Origin of the sequence: Yersinia sp. Marseille-Q3913 (assembly GCF_963892745.1) — a bacterium.
GTDB classification, from domain to species: Bacteria; Pseudomonadota; Gammaproteobacteria; order Enterobacterales; family Enterobacteriaceae; genus Yersinia; species Yersinia bercovieri.
In genome coordinates, this window is sequence record NZ_CAWQAF010000031.1 from 1 (window position 1) to 25,315 (window position 25,315).

Genomic DNA, 25,315 nt, shown 5'->3' on the forward strand with positions numbered 1-25,315 from the left:
GCACGACCTTGCCAAGGTCGGGGTCGCGAGTTCGAGTCTCGTTTCCCGCTCCAAAATTTTTATTCAATCTTAAATTAATTATCCACAGCCATGTCATGCGCTGCACCGTGCTCTACACACAATGTATTAACTTCTTCAACAGAGTTATCCACAATTTCTGTTCTTTTTATATCCAGCTTATAATTTAAGCGATTCTATTTCCTGTTTTCTATCTATTTGATTTTTCTGAACATATTTTTATATGAAAACGTTATGCCGATCACTTGTGCTTTTTTTTGCGCTTGATTGCCAAGGTGTTTTTATTTTTATGCACAGGAAAAGTCCGAGCTTATTTATTACAGAAATAATAAAAAAACAGCAATACCTAACCGTACTTAGTTTCAGGTTATTAAGGGGGATCAGGCGTCGCGTGGCAGGCCTTTTTCAATGGCCCTCACCAGCCGTTTTTTCTGTGGTGATTGAAGATCCACAATCAGTGTAGACCGTTTTTTCAATTGTTGTGATATTGCCCAATCAATATGTTCATCTAGCATTGGGTGTATACCTCGGCGCGCCTCCAGTGCCAACACAATAGTGTCGAGATAGGGCGCATTCCCCAGTGCGACCGCTATATTACGTAACCAGCGCAAGTGACCAATACGCCGGATGGCAGAACCTTCCGTTACCCGCAAAAATTTCTCTTCATTCCAGGCAAATAAATCCAGTAACTTTGGCGTATGCAGCACGGCACGCGGGCTAAAATCTTCTTCATCAGTTAATTGGGAGAAGCGGTTCCAAGGGCAGATCAACTGGCAATCATCACAGCCATAAATACGATTGCCCATCAGTGGACGAAACTCTTCAGGTATCGCCCCTTCCAACTCAATGGTCAGATAAGAGATACAGCGGCGCGCATCAACGGTATAGGGAGCAACGATAGCCCCTGTCGGGCAGGTAGTCATGCAGGCGACACAGCGGCCACATTGCTCCTCTTGCGGCTTATCGACGGGTAGCGGCAGATCAATTAGTAACTCGCCGAGAAAGAACCAGGAACCCGCATCACGATTTAAAATCAGTGAGTGCTTACCAACCCAGCCAATCCCCGCTTTGGCGGCCAGTGAGCGCTCCATTATCGGAGCGGAATCGACAAACGGACGGAAATTTATCGCTTGTTGCTCAAGGCAGTAGCTTTGGATCTGGTCACCCAATTTTTTTAGCCGTTGGCGCAATAATTTATGGTAATCACGGCCCAATGCGTAACGGCTCACATAACCTAACGATGAATCTTTCAGTGTGCTGGCAAATGCGGCTTTAGCAGGCAGATAATTCATCCGCACGCTGATCACCCGTAATGTCCCTGGCAATAGCTCATGGGGTCGGGCGCGCAACATACCGTGGCGTGCCATCCAGGCCATTTCGCCATGATATTGTTTATCAAGCCATGCCTGCAAACGCGGCTCTTCCGCAGACAAATCAGTATCGCAAATACCAACTTGCTGGAAACCTAGCGATTGCCCCCATTGCTTGATATGTTGGGCTAATTGATTCAAATCGAGGGGGTGTGCCATGACGGACCATAGTAAGAAACAAATCGGGGTTAGTTTACCACACTCTGTTTTTTCTGCGGACTGGGTGCGTCAGAATGAGGCTATCGCCGCGGCACACCTCTCCCTGAGCCTATTTGATCTGATGGTCAGAGCTGGTGATGCGGCGTTTCAACTGGCGCGTAAACAGTACCCAGCCGCACGTCATTGGCTAATTTTATGTGGTCATGGTAATAACGGCGGCGATGGTTATATTGTGGCTAGCCGCGCATTAGCGGCGGGTTTGAATGTGACACTCATCGCCTGTCCGGGCAATCGTCCACTGCCCGCCGAGGCGCATCAGGCACAATCCCAGTGGCTAGCGGCAGGGGGCGTTATTAACCAGCCTGATATACAATGGCCGCCACATATCGATTTGATTATCGATGGTCTATTGGGTATTGGCCTACGCGCAGTGCCGCAAGGCGTTTATGCGACTCTCATTGATACCGCAAACCGCCATCGGGCGGCGAAAATTGCCTTGGATATTCCTTCCGGACTCAGCGCCGATAGTGGTGCCGCCCCCGGTTCAGTCATTCGCGCGGACCACACCCTGACCTTTATTGCGCTGAAACTCGGTTTGCTCACCGGGCAGGCTCGTGATTGGGTGGGCCATTTACACTGCAATGACTTGGGATTGGCGCAATGGCTCGCCGCTCAATCCGTGCAAATTGAGCGCTTGACCGCTGAGCATCTGCCGCAATGGCTCAAACCGCGTCGCCCCTGTGCCCATAAAGGAGAGCACGGGCGACTGTTATTGGTCGGTGGTGATAAAGGGCTGGGAGGCGCGATTCGGATGGCGGGTGAAGCTGCCCTGCGTAGCGGTGCTGGGCTAGTGCGAGTACTCACTCACATTGAGCATGTGGCACCGATTCTGGCCGCTCGCCCTGAGCTGATGGTGCAGGAATTAACCGATGAAGCCCTCAAGCAAAGTATTCGCTGGGCTGATGTGTTGGTAGTCGGGCCAGGGTTGGGCCAATCTGACTGGGGTAAGAATGCGCTGAATCTATTGCAACAAAGTGATAAACCAGCATTATGGGACGCAGATGCGCTCAACTTACTGGCATTAAATCCGCTGAAGCGTCAGAATCGAGTATTGACCCCTCATCCTGGGGAAGCTGCCCGTCTGCTTGGCTGTCGCGTCGCTGATATTGAGAGTGACCGCTTACTTTCCGCCCGTAACATCGTTAAACAATATGGTGGTGTGGTGGTATTGAAAGGGGCTGGTACTCTGATTGCCAGTGAACAGGGCGAGATGGCGATTGCTGATGTTGGCAATGCGGGTATGGCCTCCGGTGGTATGGGGGATATTCTCTCCGGCATTATTGGTAGTTTGATAGCACAAAAGCTGGTGCTGTATGATGCTGCCTGCGCGGGTTGTGTTGTGCATGGCGTCGCCGCAGACAAACTGGCTGAAGTTCAAGGCACCCGGGGTTTACTGGCCACAGATTTGCTGTCAGTTATTCCGAAGTACGTTAATCCTGAGTTAGCAAGATAGATATCACAGAATGAAAGAACTCGTTTTACCTTTGCCTGATGAGGCAGCAACCGTTGCATTAGGGGCCACTTTGGCCCATGCCTTCAATGGTGCCAGCGTTATTTATCTCTTCGGCGACCTGGGAGCCGGAAAAACAACTTTTAGCCGTGGCTTCCTTCAGGCCCTTGGCCACCTTGGGCATGTTAAAAGCCCCACTTATACCTTAGTTGAACCTTATGCGCTGACTCCAAGGCCAGTTTACCATTTTGACCTCTATCGTCTGGCTGACCCTGAAGAGCTGGAGTTTATGGGGATTCGCGACTATTTCGATAAACAGGCAATTTGTCTGGTGGAGTGGCCGCAGCAAGGGGCTGGGTTCCTGCCTCAGGCAGATGTTGAGCTGCATTTGGCTTATCAGGACGAAGGGCGTGAAGCTCGCCTGATGGCGATTTCTGATGCGGGTGCGGATGTGCTGCGCCGTTTAGCTGCTGTGCAAGGATAATTTGATAATGATGCATGGCTTAACAAAATTAATTAGCTGGTCGCGACTTAATCGCGGGAAACAAGTATTGGCCGCTGTAGTGCTGGTCATGGTGGGGTTATTTACCCTGCCTTCAGCATTAGCGATGAAACTAACGGATATTAAGGTCAATAATGGCCCAACTGAGAGCAGGGTTACGCTCAGTTTTGATGGCAAACCGATCTACGCCTTTTTCTCCTTAAGCGGGCCAGAACGTGTGGTGTTGGATGTCCGTCAAAGTGGCAATCTTTCAGGTTTACCGCTTGAGTTTAGTGGGCAGAATCTGCTGAAAAGGATTCGCTCCAGTACCCCGAAAGATGAGCAAAGCACCCGCCTGGTACTGGAACTGACGCAAAAAGTGAAAACTCGCGCCGTTACTCAGCAGTCGGGCAGCAATTACACGGTTGTCATCACGATGACAGCCACGGATAGCGCCCCCACTCGTCAGCCGCAGGTCTTGAGCCAGACCAATACACCTAGCCCTAATGCAGGGCGATTGACGTCACAGGCGACGAATTCGACTCCCCCTTCACGGATAACCAACTCCAATACCACTTCAGTGGCGAAAAACCCGTTTAACAATAAACCGACGGTGGTGGTGAGCAGCGAAAGCACAACGACGAACACTGCCCGGCCAATTAAAACCGCCCGCGTCGCGAGTAGCGATCGTGTGGTGGTAGCTATTGATGCGGGTCATGGAGGTCAGGACCCCGGCGCTATCGGGCAAAATGGCCTGAAAGAGAAGAATGTCACTATCGCCATCTCCCGCCGGCTGGAAGCGCTGCTTAACAGCGACCCGATGTTTAAACCGGTTTTGACCCGCAATGGCGATTACTTCATTTCGGTGATGGGCCGCTCTGACGTGGCGCGGAAGCAGAGTGCTAACGTGCTAGTTTCCATCCATGCCGATGCGGCACCTAACCGCAGTGCCACAGGGGCTTCGGTCTGGGTGTTGTCGAATCGTCGCGCAAACAGTGAGATGGGGAGCTGGCTGGAGCAGCATGAGAAGCAGTCAGAGCTGCTTGGTGGTGCAGGTGATGTGTTAGCCAACACCGCGTCGGACCCCTATTTGAGTCAGGCGGTGTTGGATCTGCAATTTGGACACTCCCAGCGGGTAGGGTATGACGTCGCCACCAAAGTGCTGCGCGAGCTGCAATCCATTGGCGATATTCATAAAAGCCGCCCTGAACATGCAAGTCTTGGAGTGTTACGTTCACCGGATATTCCGTCGTTGTTAGTGGAAACCGGCTTTATCAGTAATAGTACGGAGGAGCGGCTGCTTGGCAGTAGCGCGTATCAGGAGAAGATTGCTCAAGCCATTTATAAAGGTTTGCGCAGTTATTTCCTCGCGCATCCGCTACAAGCCGACCCAAAGGTCGAAAACCGTCCGCTAATAGAAACAGCGGCGGTTGATTCGTCTTCCCAACGTTCAAGTGTTAATCAGCCTGATCCCGTCATCAGTAATGCGCAAAGCGGCAGGGTATCGGCCGCTAAACCGGCTGCGACGGGTAAAAGCCAGATCCATAAAGTGCAACGTGGTGAAACCTTATCCGGTATTGCCAGTCAATATGGTGTCAGCATGGCGCTGTTGCGGCAGAACAATACGCTGAAAAATGATGTGGTCTGGGTTGGGCAGCGGTTGAAAGTCCCTGCCTCTGGCAGTGCGGCAGCGGTTGTCACGCCAAAAGCCACAGCATCAGCTAAAGCGAAGCCGAGTAAAAGTCAGCCTGTTAAGCATCAGGTAAAACGTGGCGATACGCTGTCCGCCATTGCCGCCAGATACGGCGCGTCGATGAGCGAGATTGAGCGGGCGAATAAGATAAAGTCAGGCAACGTCCAACTTGGGCAGACCCTCACTATCCCACAGTCATAAGCGAAAGGAACTGCTATGCCGATTCAGATTCTGCCTCCACAGCTCGCTAACCAAATTGCCGCCGGTGAAGTGGTAGAGCGGCCTGCATCGGTAGTGAAAGAGTTGGTAGAAAATAGTCTGGATGCGGGGGCGACGCGGATTGATATTGATATTGAGCGCGGTGGGGCGAAACTCATTCGTATCCGTGATAACGGCTGTGGGATTAACAAAGAGGATTTGGCGCTCGCATTGGCGCGCCATGCCACCAGTAAAATCAGCTCGCTAGAAGATCTGGAAGCCATCCTCAGCATGGGGTTTCGCGGCGAAGCGCTGGCCAGTATCAGCTCAGTCTCTCGCCTAATTCTGACGTCGCGAACTGCCGAGCAAAATGAAGCCTGGCAGGCCTACGCGGAGGGCCGCGATATGGCGGTGACCATCAAACCGGCCGCGCATCCGGTGGGTAGCACCCTGGAAGTGCTGGATCTGTTTTACAATACGCCCGCTCGCCGCAAGTTTATGCGCACTGAAAAAACCGAGTTTGGCCATATTGATGAAGTAGTGCGGCGCATTGCGTTGGCGCGTTTTGATGTGGCTATTAACTTGAGTCATAACGGTAAATTAATGCGCCAGTACCGCGCGGCTACTGATCCTTCGCACCATGAGCGCCGCCTGGCGAGCATCTGTGGCCCGGCGTTTTTGCAACATGCGCTGGCGATCTCCTGGCAGCATGGAGATTTGACCATTCGTGGTTGGGTGGCGGACCCAGCGGCGAGCCGCACCCTCGGTGAGATGCAGTATTGTTACGTAAACAACCGCATGATGCGCGACCGGCTGATCAACCATGCTATCCGCCAGGCCTATCAGGATCTACTCAAGGACGACCAGCAACCCGCTTATGTTTTATATCTGGATATCGACCCCCATCAGGTGGATGTCAACGTGCATCCGGCTAAACATGAGGTGCGCTTCCATCAGGCGCGTCTGGTGCATGACTTTATCTATCAAGCCGTGACGGCGGTTTTACAACAAACCGCTACCCCAGTTCTGAACGTCAATGACGATGGCGAGGAGATCGAAGCACCCCGCTGGCAGCCAGAAAACCGCGTGGCGGCAGGGGTGAATAAATATGCGCAACCGGAACCGGCGAAAACCCTGCCAGCAGAGCGACGTTCGGCCCCTGACCGGGTATCATCGGTCCGCGCACATATGCCCCCCGCTTATAACGCAGAGCAGCCTTACCAAAAACAGCAAGGTGAGTTATATCGCCAACTGGTGCAACCGCCTGCCGTGAGTCATCCAACAGAGCCGCGCACACCGGAAGCTGCGTCACCGCTACCACGCCAAACACCCGCTGACGCCCCTCTTCAGGGCGATCATTACAGTTTTGGTCGGGTGTTAACTGTATTCCCACCTTGTTATGCTCTGATTGAATATAAGCAAGGCGTAGCATTACTGGCACTGAAGGTTGCCGAGCGTTGGCTGAAACAAGCTCAGTTGAATCCGCCACCAGAGGGGCTGCGTCCTCAGCCGTTACTCATCCCATTAAAGCTGACATTAGATAAAACTGAGGCTGCTGCCTGCCAGCGCCATCAGGCGTTGTTGGTGACGATGGGGATAGAGTTGGCTATCGAACACGGAAGAGCGACCTTACGTGCAGTATCTTTACCATTACGCCAACAAAATTTACAAAAACTGATACCGGAACTGTTAGGCTATCTGTCGCAGCATGAAGAGATATCGCCAGATGATTTAGCCACATGGCTTGCCCGCCACCTTGGCAGTGAACATGAGGTATGGAATGTGTCTCAAGCGATACAGTTATTGACGGACGTTGAGCGTCTTTGTCCGCAGTTGGTGCAATCACCCCCTGCCGGGCTATTACAACCTATTGATATAAAGGCTGCATTGGCAACCCTGACTCATGAATGATATTGAAAATAGAGACCGGCCACCGGCAATCTTTGTTATGGGGCCAACCGCTTCAGGTAAAACAGCGCTCTCAATTGCGCTGAGACAGCGGCTACCTGTGGAGTTAATCAGCGTCGACTCTGTCCTGATCTATCGTGGCATGGATATCGGCACGGCTAAGCCCAGTGCAGAAGAGCTGGCGTTAGCGCCACATCGCCTGATTGACATCCGTGACCCGGTTGAATCCTACTCCGCCGCTGATTTTCGTAAAGATGCACTCCAAGAGATGGCCGACATTACCGCTGCAGGGCGAATTCCGCTGCTGGTGGGGGGGACGATGTTATATTTTAAAGCGCTATTGGAGGGGTTATCGCCATTACCCTCCGCTGATCCGCAAATTCGTCAGCGTATTGAAGAGCAGGCAGCGGAACTAGGTTGGGAAGCATTGCACCAGCAATTGGCTGATATCGATCCTGTCTCGGCGGCGCGAATTCATCCTAATGATCCCCAACGGCTCTCTAGAGCACTGGAAGTTTTTTTTATTTCAGGTAAAACTTTAACGGAACTGACTAAAATTTCGGGTGAATCCTTACCTTATCGGGTTCACCAATTTGCGATTGCGCCTGTTAGCCGGGAGCTTCTGCACCAGCGGATTGAATTACGTTTTCATCAGATGTTGGAGGCAGGGTTTGAAGCAGAGGCTAGGGCGCTTTTTGACCGCGGTGACTTGCATACGGATTTGCCTGCCATTCGTTGTGTGGGATACCGGCAGATGTGGTCTTATCTGTCTGGTGAGATTGATTACAACGAAATGGTTTACCGCGGAGTTTGTGCGACACGTCAACTGGCAAAGCGCCAAATAACCTGGTTGCGGGGCTGGAGTTCAGTTCAGTGGCTCGACAGTGATAAGCCGGGAGAGGCTTTAGACTCTGTAATACAGGTTGTTAGTGCATAGGTTGAATGATTGTGTACAATTGATTAGTACTCAACGCGCAGATTTTTTTTACGCAGTTTATTTTTGAGCCGATAGGTTCTTAGTTAAAAACAACAAGCAAATAAGGAAAACATAGAATGGCTAAGGGGCAATCTTTGCAAGATCCGTTCCTGAACGCATTGCGTCGTGAACGTGTTCCGGTTTCTATTTATTTAGTGAATGGCATTAAACTGCAGGGCCAAGTTGAGTCTTTTGATCAGTTTGTCATTCTGTTAAAGAACACAGTCAGCCAGATGGTTTATAAACATGCCATCTCTACTGTAGTGCCTTCCCGCCCGGTTTCGCATCATAGCAATAGTCCGAGTGGTAGCACCAATAATTATCATGGTAGTAATCCGTCTGCGCCGCAACAGCCGCAGCAGGATAGCGATGACGCTGAATAAAGCGCATTGTTGGTCGACCATGACGGGGAACATAAGCAACGGATTCGGGCTTATGTTCTCCGCACTAGCGGTTTTGATCCGTTTGAGAGGTTGCACGTTTGTTTGACCGCTATGAAGCCGGTGAGCAGGCCGTACTGGTCCATATCTATTTCTCGCAAGACAAAAACTCAGAAGATCTGCGTGAATTCGAAGCGTTGGTATCTTCTGCGGGCGTAGAGGCTTTGCAAATTGTGACCGGTAGTCGCAAAGCACCACACCCTAAGTACTTTGTTGGCGAAGGAAAGGCCGTAGAAATTGCTGACGCGGTGAAAGCCAGTGGCGCGTCTGTTGTCCTGTTTGATCATGCTCTATCCGCAGCGCAAGAGCGAAATCTTGAGCGATTGTGTGAGTGTCGAGTCATTGATCGTACTGGACTAATTTTAGATATTTTTGCCCAACGGGCCCGTACCCACGAAGGTAAGTTACAGGTCGAGTTAGCGCAATTGCGTCATATCGCGACCCGTTTGGTTCGTGGCTGGACGCATCTTGAGCGTCAAAAAGGGGGGATTGGCCTAAGAGGGCCAGGTGAAACCCAGTTGGAGACTGACCGCCGTCTATTACGCGACCGTATCACTTTGATTTTAAGTCGTTTAGAGCGTGTGGCTAAGCAGCGTGAGCAAGGGCGACGTGCGCGTACTCGTGCTGATATTCCGACAGTATCCTTGGTGGGATATACCAACGCCGGTAAATCCAGCCTGTTTAACAAAATTACGGCAGCTGATGTTTATGCGGCTGACCAATTATTTGCCACGCTGGATCCAACATTACGCCGTATTAATGTGGCTGATGTGGGTGATACAGTGTTGGCGGATACGGTAGGTTTTATCCGGCATCTGCCGCACGATCTGGTTGCTGCTTTTAAAGCGACATTACAAGAAACGCGGCAGGCTTCATTACTGTTACACATTATCGATGCAGCAGATCCTCGGGTAACTGAGAATATGGCCGCCGTCGATACTGTTTTGGCAGAAATAGAGGCCGATGAAATACCTACATTATTAGTAATGAATAAAATTGATTTGTTGGATGATTTTGTCCCGCGAATTGATCGCAACGAAGACAATCTGCCAGTCAGAGTTTGGCTTTCGGCCCAAACCGGCGCAGGGATCCCGTTGCTCTTTCAAGCGTTGACGGAGCGCCTTTCAGGTGAGATCGCACACTATGAATTGCGTTTGCCGCCTCAGGCAGGTCGTCTACGTAGCCGTTTTTACCAGCTTCAGGCAATTGAAAAAGAGTGGATAGATGAGGACGGGAACGTCGGTATGGTGGTAAGAATGCCTATCGTGGATTGGCGTCGTCTCTGTAAACAAGAACAAGAATTGATCAGTTATATTCAGAGTCATTGATTATCAGATCTTTCTTGTGAAATTAAGAGCCAGCGTCTTTGGCATGTGCTCTTGGCCTGAAGAAAACCAATCATAGAAGAATGGAGCTAAAACATGGCGTGGAATCAGCCCGGTAATAACGGACAGGACCGCGATCCGTGGGGGAGCAGCAATAATAATGGCGGCAACTCTGGCGGAAATAACAATAATAAAGGTGGCCGTGACCAAGGGCCGCCTGATCTGGATGATATCTTCCGTAAACTGAGCAAAAAACTGAGTAGTCTCGGTGGCAAAGGTGGCGGAAGCGGTAATGGCAACAACGGCGCGACACAAGGCCCTGTTTTCAGTGGTCGCATTGTGGGCATCGCGGTAGTTGCGGTTGTGGTTATCTGGGCGGCAAGTGGTTTCTATACAATTAAAGAAGCCGAGCGCGGTGTTGTGACTCGCTTGGGTAAATTAAGCCACATCGTGCAACCTGGTTTGAACTGGAAACCGACCTTTATCGATGAAGTGACCCCAGTTAACGTTGAGTCGGTACGTGAATTGGCCGCTTCTGGCGTCATGCTGACCTCCGATGAGAACGTGGTTCGCATCGAGATGAACGTGCAGTATCGCGTGACTGACCCGGCCGCTTACCTGTTTAGCGTGACGAATCCGGATGATAGCCTGCGTCAGGCAACAGACAGCGCAGTGCGTGGTGTTATTGGTAAATACACCATGGATAAGATCCTCACTGAAGGCCGTACCATTGTTCGTAGCGATACTCAGCGTGTACTGGAAGAGACTATTCGTCCGTACAACATGGGCATAACGCTGCTGGACGTTAACTTCCAGGCTGCACGTCCGCCGGAAGAAGTTAAAGCGGCATTTGATGATGCGATTGCAGCCCGTGAAAACGAACAGCAATATATTCGTGAAGCGGAAGCCTACACCAACGAAGTCCAGCCACGTGCTAATGGTCAGGCTCAGCGTCTGTTAGAAGATGCTCGTGCTTATGCCGCACGTAAGGTGTTGGAAGCGCAAGGTGAGGTAGCTGGTTTTGCCAAGTTGTTGCCTGAGTATAAGGCTGCACCAGAAATTACCCGTGAGCGTCTATATATAGAAACCATGGAGAAGGTCCTGGGCAAAACTCGCAAAGTGCTGGCTAATGACAAAGGTAACAGTCTGATGGTGCTGCCATTGGATCAAATGCTGCGCGGTCAAGGCGCAGATAAAGCGGACGGCAACAAAGACACCAGTCTGCTTCGTTTGAATCCGTCTTCCTCTGCTAATAGCAGCCAAGAGTCTGGTGCAAGTAGTTCAAGCTCAACCAGTGGCTCTATCATGGATCAGCGCCGAGCGAATGCTCAGCGTGATACTTCCACTCGCGTAGGGAGAGAATAACCAATGCGTAAGTCTATTTTACTTATCGTCGTTGTGGTGTTAGTCGCACTCTATGCTTCGCTGTTTGTGGTACAAGAAGGTCAGCGCGGGATCGTGCTGCGCTTTGGTAAGGTATTGCGTGATAGTGATAACAAGCCGCTGGTGTATGCACCGGGCCTGCACTTCAAGATACCATTTATCGAAACAGTGAAGACGTTGGATGCTCGTATTCAGACCATGGATAACCAGGCTGACCGTTTCGTGACTAACGAGAAGAAAGACCTGATTGTTGACTCCTACCTGAAATGGCGCATCAGTGATTTTAGCCGTTACTATCTGGCCACCGGTGGTGGTGATGTGTCTCAGGCTGAAGTGCTGTTGAAACGTAAATTCAGTGACCGTTTGCGTTCTGAAATTGGTCGCCTGAATGTCCGCGACATCGTAACCGACTCACGTGGCCGCCTGACTTCAGATGTGCGTGATGCGCTGAATACCGGTAGTGTTGATGATGAAGCTGTCACCACCGAAGCGGATGATGCGATTGCTTCGGCAGCGGCCCGTGTTGAACAGGAAACCCGTGGCAAACAGCCAGCGGTTAACCCGAACAGTATGGCGGCGTTGGGTATCGAAGTGGTTGACGTGCGAATCAAGCAAATCAACTTACCGGCTGAAGTCTCTGATGCCATCTTCCAGCGTATGCGTGCTGAACGTGAAGCGGTAGCCCGTCGTCACCGTTCACAAGGTCAGGAAGAAGCAGAGAAGTTGCGTGCAACGGCTGACTATGAAGTGACACGTACACTGGCAGAAGCAGAACGCCAGGCGCGTATTACTCGCGGCGGCGGTGATGCAGAAGCGGCTCGTCTGTTTGCTGATGCATTCAGCAAGGATCCAGACTTCTATGCCTTCATCCGTAGCTTGCGCGCGTATGAAAACAGCTTCAACAGCGGCAATGATGTGATGGTACTTAGCCCGGACAGTGATTTCTTCCGTTACATGAGATCACCGGATAACTCCAGTAAACGTCCATAACGGCTGTAGTTACAGCGCGTTTTGACCGAACCAGCAAGGCCCGTTGACGCGGGCCTTTTCTATTTGAGCCATTTTTTACCTTTTGAGACAGACGATGAATTCAACCATTTTGTTAGCATTGGCACTGGTTTTGGTGCTGGAAGGACTTGGCCCGATGCTTTATCCCAAAGCCTGGCGCAAAATGATTCAGGCGATGACCCAACTACCTGATGCCACTTTACGCCGTTTTGGTGGAGGATTAGTGGTTGCGGGCGTTGTTATCTACTACATGTTGCGTAGCCGCATGGGTGGCTAAATGTAAGCACAAAAATTGTTCAGTTATGTGTTAAAAAGTACTGAAAGCCGCCGGATGAGATGTTAGAATCCTTTTTTAAGCAACCTGGTGATTTTTGAGATGGGTAAGAACGTCGTCGTACTGGGCACCCAATGGGGTGACGAAGGTAAGGGCAAGGTCGTTGACCTGCTGACTGAACGGGCTAAATATGTTGTGCGCTATCAAGGTGGTCACAACGCTGGCCATACTTTGGTTATCAACGGTGAGAAAACCGTTCTTCATTTAATTCCCTCAGGTATTCTGCGTGAAAACGTAACCAGCATCATCGGCAACGGTGTTGTATTGGCGCCTGACGCATTAATGAAAGAGATGACAGAACTTGAAGCGCGCGGTGTGCCTGTTCGTGAGCGACTGTTACTCTCCGAAGCATGCCCATTAATCCTGCCTTATCATGTGGCTCTGGATAATGCGCGTGAAAAAGCACGTGGTGCAAAAGCTATCGGTACTACTGGTCGTGGTATCGGTCCTGCCTATGAAGATAAAGTTGCCCGCCGCGGCCTGCGTGTAGGTGATTTGTTCAACAAAGAAACCTTCGCGATCAAGCTGAAAGAAATTGTGGATTACCACAACTTCCAGTTGGTGCATTACTACAAAGTAGACGCGGTAGACTACCAAACTGTGCTGGATGATGTATTGGCGATCGCCGATATTCTGACCGCCATGGTAGTTGATGTCTCTGAATTGCTGGATAGTGCTCGCAAGCGTGGCGATTTCATGATGTTCGAAGGCGCACAAGGCACCTTGCTGGATATCGACCACGGTACTTATCCGTACGTGACTTCATCTAACACCACTGCTGGTGGTGTAGCGACAGGTTCTGGCCTGGGTCCACGTTATGTTGATTATGTGCTGGGTATCGTTAAAGCTTATTCCACTCGTGTCGGTGCGGGTCCATTCCCGACTGAACTGAACGACGAAACAGGCGAATTCTTGCGTAAGCAAGGTAACGAATATGGCGCGACCACGGGCCGTAGCCGTCGTACTGGCTGGTTGGATATCGTTGCTGTGCGCCGTGCTGTGCAGATCAACTCCTTGTCCGGCTTCTGCATGACCAAACTGGACGTGCTGGATGGCCTGAAAGAAGTGAAACTCTGTGTTGGCTACCGCATGCCAGATGGCCGCGAAGTGGATACGACCCCACTGGCTGCTGAAGGCTGGGAAGGTATTGAGCCAATCTATGAAACCATGCCAGGCTGGTCAGAAACTACCTTTGGCGTGAAAGAACACAGCAAGTTGCCACAGGCAGCCCTAAACTACATCGCGCGTGTAGAAGCGCTGACAGGCGTTCCGGTTGATATTATCTCTACCGGGCCTGATCGTGACGAAACCATGATCTTGCGCGACCCATTTGATGCATAATTTATGATTAATTGGCTTACCGCCAAAAATCAGCATTCAGATGTGCGTGTTTGAAGTAATAGCCGGGCTTACGTCCGGCTTTATTGTTTATCCCCCTCTTGCATTTGCTGCTTACCGGCAACGCCAATTCATTTGGGTATAAAATCTATGCTGAAATTGCCTCCAATATGCCGTTTTACATCAAAAAACTCATCCATCGCCTAAATGATTAGTTGCAAGCTTTGTGGCTGGTTTATCATTCAAAGTATAAGTTTTCTAAATAGCACTTAGAATCGCACTTATGGCCGATCAAAAATGTGACATCTTAGATGGGTTTAAGCCGGGTAAACTGATACTCAGGGGTATACGTGCAGTTAACAAGTTTTACTGATTATGGTTTGCGAGCGCTTACTTATATGGCCTCGCTACCTGAAGGCCAAATGACTAATATCTCTCAGGTAACTGAGGTCTATGGCGTGTCTCGCAATCATATGGTTAAAATAATCAATCAGTTGAGCCGTGTCGGGTTGGTAACGGCGGTGCGGGGTAAAAACGGTGGAATACGATTGGGTAAACCTGCCGAGCAGATTCGAATTGGTGACGTTGTGCGCGAGCTTGAGCCACTCTCTTTGGTGAATTGCAGTAGTGATTTTTGCCATATAACGCCCGCTTGCCGCTTGAAAGAAGTGCTTAATCAGGCGGTACAGAGTTTCCTTAACGAGCTGGATAACTATACTTTGGCTGACATGATCCAAGATAATACTCCGCTCTATAAGCTATTACTTGTTGAGTAGTTTTTATAATAAAACATGTGTATGCCCAATAAATTTGCAAGGTGCAGCCAACCCCCTGCAACTTTAAGTCCAAAGGGGATACAACCTGCTGCTGACAACGGAGGAACCGCAATGTCACAAGATCCATTCTTGGAACGAGAAGCAGAGAAATATGAGTCACCAATCCCTAGCCGGGAATTCATTTTGGCTCATCTCGCAAAGCGCGAAACACCTGCCAGCCGTGAAGAGCTGGCCAATGAACTTAATCTCACCGGCGAAGAGGCTTTAGAGGCTCTGCGTCGCCGCCTGCGCGCGATGGAGCGTGATGGGCAGTTAATCTTCACCCGTCGTCAGTGCTACGCCTTGCCGGAGCGCCTGGACTTATTACGCGGCACTGTTATTGGTCACCGTGATGGTTTCGGTTTTTTACGGGTTGAAGGCAGCAAAGACGATCTCTATCTCTCCGCGGAGCAGATGAAAACCGCAATTCATGGCGATGTGGTATTGGCCCAAGCCGTTGGCGCTGATCGCAAAGGCCGCCGTGAAGCGCGTATCGTGCGGGTACTGGTGCCGAAAACCAGCCAGATCGTTGGTCGCTACTTTACCGATGCGGGCACGGGCTTTGTTGTACCTGATGATGGTCGCTTGAGTTTCGATATTCTGATCCCGCCAGAGGCGATTAACGGCGCACGAATGGGCTATATGGTGGTGGTTGAGTTGACTCAACGCCCGACTCGTCGTACCAAAGCGGTAGGTAAGATTGTTGAGGTCCTCGGCGAGAACATGGGCACCAGCATGGCGGTGGATATTGCGCTGCGCACCCATGAGATCCCGCACACCTGGCCACCTCAGGTGGAAAAACAGGTCGCAGACCTGAAAGAACAAGTGCCGGAAGAGGCGAAAAAGGGGCGGGTGGATTTACGCAACCTGCCATTGGTCACCATTGATGGCGAAGATGCCCGTGACTTCGATGACGCCGTGTATTGCGAGAAAAAACGTGGCGGCGGCTGGCGTTTATGGGTTGCCATTGCGGATGTCAGCTACTACGTGCGCCCGCGCACGGCACTGGATGATGAAGCCCGCAGCCGTGGTAACTCAGTCTACTTCCCATCGCAAGTGGTCCCGATGCTGCCGGAAGTGCTGTCAAACGGTCTCTGCTCTCTGAATCCGCAGGTCGATCGCCTGTGTATGGTGTGCGAGATGACCATCTCCTCACAGGGTAAGCTTTCGTCTTATAAGTTCTACGAAGCGGTAATGAGCTCCCATGCGCGTCTGACCTATACCAAAGTGTGGCGTATTATTGATGGTGAAGAGTCGCTGCGTGAGCAATATAAGCCGCTGGTGCCACACCTGTTAGAACTGCATACCATGTACAAGGCGATGGATCAGGCTCGTGCCGAACGTGGCGGTATTGCGTTCGAAACCGAAGAGGCCAAGTTTATTTTCAACGCCGAACGGCGCATTGAACGCATCGAATCGACTGTGCGTAATGACGCGCATAAGCTGATTGAAGAGTGCATGATTTCGGCGAATATCGCCGCCGCGCGTTTTGTGGAAAAACATAACGAGCCAGCCCTGTTCCGTGTGCATGACCGCCCAAGTGATGACCATATCTCAGCGCTGCGTAGCGTGCTAAATGAGCTGGGTCTGACACTCGGTGGTGGCCTGAAACCTGAGCCGAAAGACTATGCGGTGCTGATGGATGAAGTAGCTGATCGCCCGGATCACGAGATGCTGCAAACCATGTTGCTGCGCTCGATGAAACAAGCGATTTACGATCCGGAAAACCGCGGTCACTTTGGCCTGGCGCTGGCCTCCTATGGTCACTTCACCTCGCCAATTCGTCGCTATCCTGATTTGGCGATGCATCGGGCTATCAAGTACCAGCTCGCCAAAGAGCAGGGCAATGTGAAAGAGCGCTGGACACCGACCGGCGGCTGGCACAGTGAGTACGAAGAGATGCTGCAATTGGGCGAACACTGCTCAATGACTGAACGCCGCGCGGATGAAGCCACCCGCAATGTAGCCGATTGGCTGAAGTGCGACTTCATGCAGGATCAGGTGGGCAAAGAGTTCACCGGTATTATCGCCAGTGTCACCGGTTTTGGCTTCTTCGTGCGTCTCGACGATCTGTTTATTGATGGTTTAGTGCATGTTTCCAGTCTGGACAATGACTACTATCGTTATGACAATATCGGCCAACGGCTGATCGGCGAATCCTCCGGTATGGTTTACCGCTTGGGTGATACCGTGGAAATTCGCGTGGAAGCGGTGCATATGGATGAGCGCAAAATTGATTTTGCTCTGGTTTCCAGTGCGCGTAAGCCGCGTGGCGAGGGCAAAACCGCCCGTGATAAGGCGAAGAAAGCAGATGGTCAACGTAGTATGCGCGATACCTCCTCAAGCCGTGGCGGTCGTGGTAGTTCATCCGGTGCGCCGCGTCGTGACCGTGCGCCAACGGGGGATCATGCTCCGGCGGCGGCTGGGCAAAAACGGCCTCGTCGCGCTAAAAAACCAACGAACTTCGAGCCAGACAGTGCTTTCCGTCCGGTAGATGCCGCGGCAACCTTGGACGACAAAGCGATCGCGGAGAAAAAAGCCAAAGCGAAAGCGAAAAGAGCCTCCGCTAAAACGAAAAAAATTGCCGCCACCACCAAGGCTAAGCGCGCGAAGAAGAAAACCAGTAGCGACCAGTAATAGCCGCTGTTGCCGGGTGGCTTCGGTCACCCGCATTAATTTAATCATTGGCAGGCAAATTATCTTGTCAGCCAACACATGTAAAAGAGCATCATGAGCGAAATTATTTACGGCATTCACGCCGTCAAAGCCCTGCTAGACAACGACCCACAACGTTTCCTGGAAGTTTTTATTCTGAAAGGTCGTGATGATCGTCGCCTACAGCCATTGGTCGCGGAGCTGGAAGCTGCCGGTTTAGTGATTCAGGTTGCCAACCGCCAATGGCTGGACGCGCAGGTTGAGGGGGGAGTCCATCAAGGGATCGTGGCGCGGGTACGTGAAGGGCGCCAGTATCAGGAAAATGATCTGCCGGCCTTGCTGAAAAGCGTGGAGATGCCTTTCCTGCTGGTGCTGGATGGTGTCACTGATCCACATAATCTGGGCGCTTGCTTACGTAGCGCGGATGCCGCCGGTGTCCACGCAGTTATTGTGCCACGTGATCGCTCCGCACAGCTCAATGCCATCGCCAAAAAAGTGGCCAGCGGCGCGGCGGAAAATGTGCCATTGATTAAAGTGACGAATCTGGCGCGCACCCTGCGAGTGCTGCAAGAGCACAATGTATGGATTGTGGGCACGGCGGGTGAAGCGGACCACACTCTGTATCAGAGCAAAATGACTGGCCCGATGGCGCTGGTGATGGGGGCTGAAGGTGAAGGTATGCGCCGTTTAACTCGCGAACACTGCGATGAGCTGATCAGCATTCCTATGGCAGGGACCGTTTCTTCGCTAAACGTGTCGGTTGCCACTGGTGTCTGCTTATTTGAAGCCGTGCGCCAGAGAGCGCTAAAAGCTTAATTCTTCTTTCGCCACATTGCTTCAAGAGCCAGCACTTACCTATGTTGGCTCAGATTGATGGCAAACTCCGATGACTCGATCAGGAACGGTGAGGACAGGCGGAAGAGTAAAGCGTCCGCGCCACGGATGGCGCGGCTCGAGCCTCCAAGGATGGATTTACGGCGTCTTTACGATCTGCTTGTTCTCACCGCCGCTGGCACTTTGTCAATGCCCTCAGCCAAAAAGCCAACATTCACCGATGTTGGCTTTTTTGTATTTTTAATAGCGGGAATTAATCTAAATTATCAGCGATATATCGTTGTTTGATCCCTGTTTGTGATGAGTCTGTCAGCAAAAACCCCCACCTACACCATACTTAACCCTGATTTGTTAATGCCTATTGCCAACTGATCAACAGGACGGTATCTAAATGGAGGAAGGTATGGAGTGGCAGACTCACTTGGTTTTCAATCAGCCGGAACCCTTATCAAACAGCAATTTATTTCTGTCTGATATGGCGTTACGAGAAGCAGTGATGCGGGAACACGCAGGTTGGGATGGAGAGGATCTCTCTCTGATGGGGCTACAACTTGGTTCGCAGGAGTCACTGGAGTTAGGGCGACTGGCAAACAATAATCCTCCTGAATTATTACGTTACGATGCAGCTGGTCAGCGCTTGGATCAGGTGCGATTTCACCCTGCGTGGTATGTGTTGATGCAGGAGCTGATCAAGCACCGGGTGCATAATCTGCCCTGGCAAGAAGATGCCCGCATTGGCTCCTTTGTGGCGCGTGCGGCACGTTTTATCCTACATGCGCAGGTGGAGGCAGGGTCACTATGCCCAATCACCATGACATTTGGTGCCATTCCACTGTTACAACAATCTCTCCCACCCTTATTTCAAAACTGGTTGCCGCCGCTGCTCTCAGATCGCTATGACTCTCATCAGGCTGTTGGTAGCCAGAAACGGGGCTTATTGATTGGCATGGGGATGACCGAAAAACAGGGGGGGTCTGATGTGCTCAGCAATAGCACCCGTGCCGAGCCGCTGGAATCACGCGGCAATGGTGAGGCTTATCGACTGGTAGGACACAAGTGGTTTTTCTCCGTGCCGCAAAGTGATGCACACCTAGTGTTGGCACAGGCCGAGGGGGGCTTATCCTGCTTCTTCCTGCCTAAAATATTGCCCGACGGCACCTATAACGCCATTCGATTAGAGCGGCTGAAAGATAAACTTGGCAACCGCTCAAATGCCAGCAGTGAAGTTGAATTTGATCATGCCACCGCCTGGCTCTTGGGGGATGAGGGCGACGGCATTCGCCAAATCCTGAAAATGGGCGGATATACCCGCTTTGATTGTGCGTTGGGTAGTCATGGCCTGATGCGCCGTGCCTTCTCTGTCGCGCTGTATCATGCCTGGCAGCGACAGGCTTTCGGCAAGGCATTGGTTGAGCAACCCTTAATGCGGCAGGTGCTGAGCCGCATGGCATTGCGTCTGGAGGGGCACACGGCCTTGCTGATGCGTTTAGCGCGTGCATGGGAAAAGCCCAATGAGGCTCACGAGCAGATATTCAGCCGGCTGCTCACCCCGGCGGCGAAGTACCGAGTCTGCGGGCAGGGCAGTGCTTTTGTCGCCGAGGCGATGGAAGTGCTGGGCGGGATCGGTTATTGCGAGCAGAGTGAACTGCCACGGCTGTATCGTGAAATGCCGGTCAACAGCATTTGGGAAGGTTCCGGCAACATTATGTGCCTGGATGTGCTGCGGACATTGCGCAAACTACCCGCAGCAATCGACGTGCTACAGCAAGAGTTCTACCCGGTGCGCGGGCAAAGCCGATTGTTTGATCGCGCATGGCGACAGTTGCAGCAGCGGATTAAAACTCCCAAAGAGGAGCAGGGGCGAGCGCTCACTCAGCAACTCTTTGATCTGTGCTGCGCCGCGCAATTACTGCGTTTTGCCTCGCCACCACTGGCTGATGCCTGGTGCCGCATGACACTCGACCATCGTGACCAATATATGTTACCCGAGGCCATTTGTGCGCCGCTATTGAGCCGTGCAACGGGGCTATCGATATAACATTTATTTGTACAACAGGGCGTTAGCATACCAAGTGCCGGGGTAAATACTGTCTGACATCATGATAATCAAATAGTAGGGCGCGCCGCTGGCGTTAGCCCTACGCTTAATTTCTGCCTCTACATCCATTGGGCTGCCAAATACCTGAGCTGAGACAGTCCCCACTTTTTGCAAGTTGAGGCTCTGGGCGCGGGTGATTTCTTGTGCGTAAGGCTGAATCGCCGGTGGAGGAGCTGGCGTGACATGCAAAGCACTGCAAGCCGATAGCCCCAAAGTGATCAGTAAGAACACCACCGCATGTTTTATTGTCATCTTTACCTCTTCGCTACTGATTTAAGTACCGCGCCGCGTATAAAGGGTAATATCTTGAAAGAAATTGATTTAAGACTTTATAACCTTATTTAGGCACACTGCATTTATCCAGTATAAGCCTGTTTTTCGAGCTTACATTGCACCGATAAATACTCCGCCTGATAAATATAGGATTGCCGCCATGATTGAGATGTCGCTGGAAAGCATTAATGGTATTGAGGTGATACATTCTGCCCCTGCGGGCCAGCGCCAGCAACCGCTACCGACCATTTTCTTCTATCATGGCTACACCTCGTCAAAAGAGGTCTACTCCTATTTCGCCTATGCCTTCGCGCAAGCCGGTTTTCGCACTATAGCACCTGATGCCGATATGCACGGTGCGCGCTTTAACGGCAATGAAACTCAGCGGTTATCCCACTTCTGGGCGATTTTAAAATCAAACATTGATGAGCTACCGGCACTTAAACAGCATTATCAGCAGGCTGGATTGATTGATGGCGATCGTATCGGTGTGGCGGGCGCATCAATGGGGGGAATGACCACATTGGGGGCGTTTGCCCGCTATCCGTGGGTGAGTGCTGCCGCAAACTTTATGGGGTCAGGCTACTTCAGCTCACTGGCACACAGCCTGTTTCCTCCGCTGGAGGCGGGACAACAGGTCAGCCCGACGGTATTCGAGCGCCGCTTAGCACCGCTGGCAGATTATGATCTCACTCATCAGTTGGACGTCATTGCCGGGCGGCCATTATTGGTTTGGCATGGGGAGGCGGATGATGTGGTGCCCGCAGCGGAGAGTGAGCGGTTAGTGCAGGCGCTGAGGGCCAGCGGGGGTGATCAGCATCTGACCTATCTGACAGAAGCGGGGATTGGCCATAAAATTACCCCGACAGCACTCAGTGCTGGAGTGAGATTCTTCGCAAAACACTTATAAAACGGTATGAGCGGTTAAGAATCAAGGGGATAAAAGCCCCCCGGCAAACCGGGGGGAAGGGCATATAACGGGCTATTTTGGTTGTTGGTCGTCGTATTCACTGGTGTTGTATTTTTACTGCAGGGTCTAACGATAAATCTCTGCATTCACCCGAATGGAGCTGTTGCTACCTGGTTCATGCATCTGAGTGATGTGGTAGGCCGTTGCGCCGCGTTCATCAGCCATTTTGCTGATTTGCGCCACGGCATCATCCGGTGAAACCACATTGTGGTTAAGGGATATTTCGCCAATGCTGACACGTTGCTGCTGCATGGCCTCCTGACGGCTGATCTCCGTGGCGGCAAAGGTGTTGGCGGAGAGTAGTAAACTCAGTGTGGCTACGATGATGAGTGTACGTTTCATAGGTGACTCCAATATCTTATTTACTTAGTTTGAATAACTTTCAGTTTGCTTCGCCGCTTGTTATGCGGTGGATGTAAATAATTCTAGTCGCTTTTGTTAATTAAAAAATACACGAAGATTGATTCACTTGGTCAAAAAAAGTGAACAATATTTATGTTGAGCTAATGATTTCATTGAAAGATTTAGCAGACTAATGGATCGATAACCATTGGTTAATTAATGAACAAAAAGTGCGATTTTTACTGCGTAATGGTCAGAATAAGAATAAATCCCCGTCAGTCCTTGAGTTTCCAGCGGCCCGCAAGTATAGTTACGCGTCATTTTTCAGCCGCACACAAACACGTTCCTTGCCTCCATGGGCCGCGGTTGACCCTATCAGGAGGCTGAATAATCCGTAAGGAGCAATAATCGATGCGTCATTACGAAATCGTTTTTATGGTCCATCCTGACCAAAGCGAACAGGTTCCGGGCATGATCGAGCGCTATAGTGCAACTATCACTAATGCTGCTGGTACGATCCACCGTCTGGAAGACTGGGGCCGCCGTCAACTGGCTTACCCGATCAATAAACTGCATAAAGCTCACTACGTTCTGCTGAACGTTGAAGCCCCGCAGGAAGCGATCGATGAGCTGGAAACAAACTTCCGCTTCAACGACGCCGTTATCCGTAGCATGGTTATGCGCGTTAAGCACGCGGTAACTGAAGCATCACCAATGGTTAAAGCGAAAGACGAACGCCGTGAGCGTCACGACTTCGCGTCAGAAGCCAATGATGATTCCGAAGCTGGGGATTCTGAAGAGTAATTGCCGTGGTGACCACTAATCGTCTGGTACTCTCTGGCACTGTGTGCAAGACCCCGGTTCGAAAAGTAAGTCCTTCTGGTATCCCGCATTGTCAATTTGTGCTTGAGCATCGATCAACACAGCAGGAAGCCGGATTTAGCCGACAAACATGGTGCAGAATGCCTATCGTTGTTAGCGGACAAACGTCACAAGCATTAACTCACAGTATAACGGTCGGCAGTCAGTTAACCGTTGAAGGCTTCATTAGCTGCCATCAAGGCCGCAATGGGCTGAACAAACTGGTTCTGCATGCCGAGCAGATTGAATTTATAGATTCTGGAGACTAGCCTAATGGCACGTTATTTCCGTCGTCGCAAGTTCTGCCGTTTCACCGCGGAAGGCGTTGTAGAGATTGATTATAAAGATATCGCTACGCTGAAAAACTATATCACTGAAAGTGGTAAAATTGTCCCGAGCCGTATTACCGGTACTCGTGCAAAATTCCAGCGTCAGCTCGCTCGTTGTATCAAGCGCGCTCGCTACCTGTCTTTGTTGCCGTACACTGATCGTCATCAGTAATCGGCCACTGTCCATTAACGACTTTGAGAGGATAAGGTAATGCAAGTTATTCTGCTTGATAAAGTAGCAAACCTGGGCAGCCTGGGTGACCAAGTGAACGTTAAAGCGGGCTACGCTCGTAACTTCCTGGTTCCACAAGGTAAAGCTGTTCCGGCAACTAAGAAAAACGTCGAGTTCTTTGAAGCACGCCGTGCAGAATTGGAAGCCAAATTGGCTGACGTTCTGGCTGCAGCTGAAGCTCGCGCAACCAAAATTAACGAACTGGTCAGTGTCACTATCGCTTCTAAAGCAGGCGATGAAGGCAAACTGTTCGGCTCTATCGGTACTCGTGACATCGCTGATGCTGTAACTGCAGCTGGCGTTGCCGTGGCCAAGAGCGAAGTTCGTTTGCCGAATGGCGTTCTGCGTACTACTGGTGAGCATGAAGTTCACTTCCAGGTACACAGCGACGTATTCGCAAAACTGAACGTGATCGTGGTTGCAGAAGCGTAAGTTACGCTGCTGTTAACCTGCTAAAACGCCAGCCTCGTGCTGGCGTTTTGCTTTTTGGTCAATGGGAAATTCACCGTTAATGAGGGGCTCGCTGAGGTGTCAGGAGGCAGATTCCTGCGGTAAAATATCAAATTCACACTCTTCAGCAGCCACGTCTGAACAGAGGTAGAATTCAAGTAAAGAAGACTGCTGGTACTTCCAGTGAGGTTTTCCACTGATGGAGACCAACCAGGTTTTGTTATCGTAGTACATGTCTATCTGCTTACCCTCGGTCTCCAGGTTATAGGTACACTTTTGAAAATTCCCCTGATCAATGAGGTTACCCTTATCTCTATCACTATCGAGAATCAATAGAGCTTCGCTGAAATCTTTAATTGCACTTTGCGCGGGAAGGGGGCCTTGCAAGAGGCCAATCCATTCTCCACCCTCCGTCGTTTTAGCCGTATAACTTGCCCCTACCTGTGTGATGGTATCAATCGCTGGGCAATGCTGGGTGGCGAATAGGCTAAACGGCGTAAGCAGTAATACAAAAGCTAAATTATATTTCATATCATAATCACTCCCTTTATTTATGAATATGGCTATCTGGTCATGGATGGCGTTAACCATCCAGAAAATAACCTAATTCGGGAGAGGCAAAGTGGCAATATCAAAGAAAATAACAGGTGAGTTAGAAGTCGTTAAGGGTGGTGATTAACGATCGCGGCGATAACTGCCATCGCTCTGCCGAGTAAACAGCACTTCGGTGTTGGCGGTGGTTTCAATGGCCAGTGCGGCAACCACGCCTTGTGCATCCAGCATGATTTTGACCTCTTGCCCCGCTTTCAGGTTACTCAGTGGTTTATCACTGCCTTCAACCTGCGCCATCGCAAAGACCTCATTGACCGGCAGATTATTGTCACGGAATAGCTGCGCCAATGTTTTCCCTGATTGAATCTGATAACTCTGCCAGTTGCCTTGCAAAGTATTAGGAATAGCGGGAGGAGCCACCGTTGGGGGTGGCGAAGCATCAAGATTATCCTGTAATTGGGCCTGTAGCGGCACCTCAGTAGAGGGTGCGCTAATGGGGAAGGTGCGGTCAGTATTATCGCGTGATACAGGCCACAGCAGTGCCAGCAGCAACACAGCGGTGACGATGATTATCCAGCGACGGTGGAAGAGCGGTAATGGCTCCATCCACTGAAAATTGTCCGGCAAATGCCAGATTTTCAGCAGTTGCCCTTTGATGCCTTTTTCTGGTGTGGCGGTGGCCACAGCTTCAGGGGCAACACTATTTTCCGCAGCGGCATCATCCTCAACAGGTAAAATGTGTTCGGATGGACTCACTTCGGAC

25 protein-coding genes are annotated in these 25,315 nt (G+C 51.0%); 20 read left to right on the plus strand and 5 right to left on the minus strand.

The genetic code is table 11. The features are described from left to right. Positions 1-398 precede the first annotated feature (398 nt). Entirely contained in the window at positions 399-1,547 is a 1,149-nt protein-coding gene (gene queG / locus AACW11_RS13060; protein WP_005275767.1) for a tRNA epoxyqueuosine(34) reductase QueG, read from the minus strand. On the opposite strand from queG, the gene nnr reads away from it, so the two are divergent. The 15 genes from nnr (at position 1,546) to AACW11_RS13140 (ending at position 20,483) form a co-directional block, all read left to right on the plus strand. Then, a complete protein-coding gene (gene nnr / locus AACW11_RS13065) occupies positions 1,546-3,060 on the plus strand; it encodes a bifunctional ADP-dependent NAD(P)H-hydrate dehydratase/NAD(P)H-hydrate epimerase (protein ID WP_212586926.1) in 1,515 nt (504 codons plus the stop codon). The two genes, queG and nnr, sit on opposite strands and share 2 nt — an antisense overlap. Before the next feature lie 10 nt (positions 3,061-3,070). Continuing rightward, positions 3,071-3,541: a tRNA (adenosine(37)-N6)-threonylcarbamoyltransferase complex ATPase subunit type 1 TsaE gene (gene tsaE, locus AACW11_RS13070; protein ID WP_048618993.1), complete on the plus strand. Its 471-nt coding sequence runs from the start codon at positions 3,071-3,073 to the stop codon at positions 3,539-3,541. 79 nt (positions 3,542-3,620) lie between these two features. Continuing rightward, the gene (amiB, locus tag AACW11_RS13075; RefSeq protein WP_212586937.1) at positions 3,621-5,432 is read left to right on the plus strand and encodes an N-acetylmuramoyl-L-alanine amidase AmiB; all 1,812 of its coding nucleotides are present in this window, start codon (positions 3,621-3,623) and stop codon (positions 5,430-5,432) included. A gap of 15 nt (positions 5,433-5,447) precedes the next feature. Beyond that, positions 5,448-7,340 (plus strand): DNA mismatch repair endonuclease MutL, encoded by a 1,893-nt coding sequence (mutL, locus tag AACW11_RS13080; RefSeq protein ID WP_212586927.1) that lies wholly within the window; start codon positions 5,448-5,450, stop codon positions 7,338-7,340. After that, positions 7,333-8,274 (plus strand): tRNA (adenosine(37)-N6)-dimethylallyltransferase MiaA, encoded by a 942-nt coding sequence (gene miaA / locus AACW11_RS13085; RefSeq protein ID WP_212586928.1) that lies wholly within the window; start codon positions 7,333-7,335, stop codon positions 8,272-8,274. Before mutL ends, miaA begins: the two co-directional genes overlap by 8 nt. Positions 8,275-8,390: 116 nt before the next feature. Next, positions 8,391-8,696, plus strand: coding sequence for an RNA chaperone Hfq (gene hfq, locus AACW11_RS13090; RefSeq protein WP_005275756.1), 306 nt, complete (start codon positions 8,391-8,393; stop codon positions 8,694-8,696). A gap of 98 nt (positions 8,697-8,794) precedes the next feature. Next, positions 8,795-10,081, plus strand: coding sequence for a ribosome rescue GTPase HflX (gene hflX, locus AACW11_RS13095; RefSeq protein ID WP_048618997.1), 1,287 nt, complete (start codon positions 8,795-8,797; stop codon positions 10,079-10,081). 93 nt (positions 10,082-10,174) lie between these two features. Further along, entirely contained in the window at positions 10,175-11,443 is a 1,269-nt protein-coding gene (gene hflK, locus AACW11_RS13100; protein ID WP_212586929.1) for an FtsH protease activity modulator HflK, read from the plus strand. A gap of 3 nt (positions 11,444-11,446) precedes the next feature. Beyond that, positions 11,447-12,451 carry a protease modulator HflC gene (gene hflC / locus AACW11_RS13105; RefSeq protein WP_005275747.1) on the plus strand — a complete coding sequence of 335 codons (1,005 nt, stop codon included), beginning with the start codon at positions 11,447-11,449 and terminating at the stop codon, positions 12,449-12,451. A 94-nt stretch (positions 12,452-12,545) separates the two neighbouring features. Then, positions 12,546-12,746 carry a DUF2065 domain-containing protein gene (locus AACW11_RS13110; protein WP_032899129.1) on the plus strand — a complete coding sequence of 67 codons (201 nt, stop codon included), beginning with the start codon at positions 12,546-12,548 and terminating at the stop codon, positions 12,744-12,746. A 99-nt stretch (positions 12,747-12,845) separates the two neighbouring features. Then, positions 12,846-14,144, plus strand: coding sequence for an adenylosuccinate synthase (locus tag AACW11_RS13115; RefSeq protein ID WP_032899128.1), 1,299 nt, complete (start codon positions 12,846-12,848; stop codon positions 14,142-14,144). Positions 14,145-14,491: 347 nt separating this feature from the next. After that, on the plus strand, positions 14,492-14,917 hold the full coding sequence (nsrR, locus tag AACW11_RS13120) for a nitric oxide-sensing transcriptional repressor NsrR (RefSeq protein WP_212586930.1): 426 nt from the start codon (positions 14,492-14,494) through the stop codon (positions 14,915-14,917). A gap of 111 nt (positions 14,918-15,028) precedes the next feature. Continuing rightward, the gene (gene rnr / locus AACW11_RS13125; RefSeq protein ID WP_212586931.1) at positions 15,029-17,593 is read left to right on the plus strand and encodes a ribonuclease R; all 2,565 of its coding nucleotides are present in this window, start codon (positions 15,029-15,031) and stop codon (positions 17,591-17,593) included. Positions 17,594-17,686: 93 nt separating this feature from the next. Then, a complete protein-coding gene (gene rlmB / locus AACW11_RS13130; protein WP_048619002.1) occupies positions 17,687-18,427 on the plus strand; it encodes a 23S rRNA (guanosine(2251)-2'-O)-methyltransferase RlmB in 741 nt (246 codons plus the stop codon). A 409-nt stretch (positions 18,428-18,836) separates the two neighbouring features. After that, positions 18,837-20,483, plus strand: coding sequence for an isovaleryl-CoA dehydrogenase (locus AACW11_RS13140; RefSeq protein WP_212586932.1), 1,647 nt, complete (start codon positions 18,837-18,839; stop codon positions 20,481-20,483). Between the two features lie 3 nt (positions 20,484-20,486). On the opposite strand, the gene bsmA is transcribed toward AACW11_RS13140, so the two are convergent. Next, complete coding sequence (gene bsmA / locus AACW11_RS13145) at positions 20,487-20,795, minus strand: biofilm peroxide resistance protein BsmA (protein WP_049600064.1); 309 nt, start codon at positions 20,793-20,795, stop codon at positions 20,487-20,489. Positions 20,796-20,976: 181 nt separating this feature from the next. Between bsmA and yjfP the strand changes: the two genes are divergently transcribed. Further along, positions 20,977-21,726: an esterase gene (gene yjfP / locus AACW11_RS13150; RefSeq protein WP_212586933.1), complete on the plus strand. Its 750-nt coding sequence runs from the start codon at positions 20,977-20,979 to the stop codon at positions 21,724-21,726. 126 nt (positions 21,727-21,852) lie between these two features. Here the strand turns inward: yjfP and AACW11_RS13155 are convergent, their stop codons facing one another. Then, positions 21,853-22,128 carry a DUF1471 domain-containing protein gene (locus AACW11_RS13155; RefSeq protein ID WP_212586934.1) on the minus strand — a complete coding sequence of 92 codons (276 nt, stop codon included), beginning with the start codon at positions 22,126-22,128 and terminating at the stop codon, positions 21,853-21,855. 411 nt (positions 22,129-22,539) lie between these two features. Between AACW11_RS13155 and rpsF the strand changes: the two genes are divergently transcribed. Genes rpsF through rplI form a run of 4 tightly spaced genes read left to right on the plus strand, consistent with a single transcriptional unit; the run spans position 22,540 to position 23,982 of the window. Next, entirely contained in the window at positions 22,540-22,932 is a 393-nt protein-coding gene (gene rpsF / locus AACW11_RS13160; protein ID WP_002210153.1) for a 30S ribosomal protein S6, read from the plus strand. 5 nt (positions 22,933-22,937) lie between these two features. Beyond that, a complete protein-coding gene (gene priB, locus AACW11_RS13165) occupies positions 22,938-23,258 on the plus strand; it encodes a primosomal replication protein N (protein ID WP_048619007.1) in 321 nt (106 codons plus the stop codon). 4 nt (positions 23,259-23,262) lie between these two features. Further along, entirely contained in the window at positions 23,263-23,490 is a 228-nt protein-coding gene (rpsR, locus tag AACW11_RS13170; protein ID WP_005272652.1) for a 30S ribosomal protein S18, read from the plus strand. 39 nt (positions 23,491-23,529) lie between these two features. Next, on the plus strand, positions 23,530-23,982 hold the full coding sequence (gene rplI / locus AACW11_RS13175; RefSeq protein WP_212586935.1) for a 50S ribosomal protein L9: 453 nt from the start codon (positions 23,530-23,532) through the stop codon (positions 23,980-23,982). Between the two features lie 99 nt (positions 23,983-24,081). On the opposite strand, the gene AACW11_RS13180 is transcribed toward rplI, so the two are convergent. Continuing rightward, positions 24,082-24,531: a DUF3757 domain-containing protein gene (locus tag AACW11_RS13180; protein WP_212586936.1), complete on the minus strand. Its 450-nt coding sequence runs from the start codon at positions 24,529-24,531 to the stop codon at positions 24,082-24,084. A gap of 144 nt (positions 24,532-24,675) precedes the next feature. Next, a partial coding sequence (locus tag AACW11_RS13185) for a LysM-like peptidoglycan-binding domain-containing protein (protein ID WP_249192954.1) occupies positions 24,676-25,315 on the minus strand: 640 nt, incomplete at its 5' end.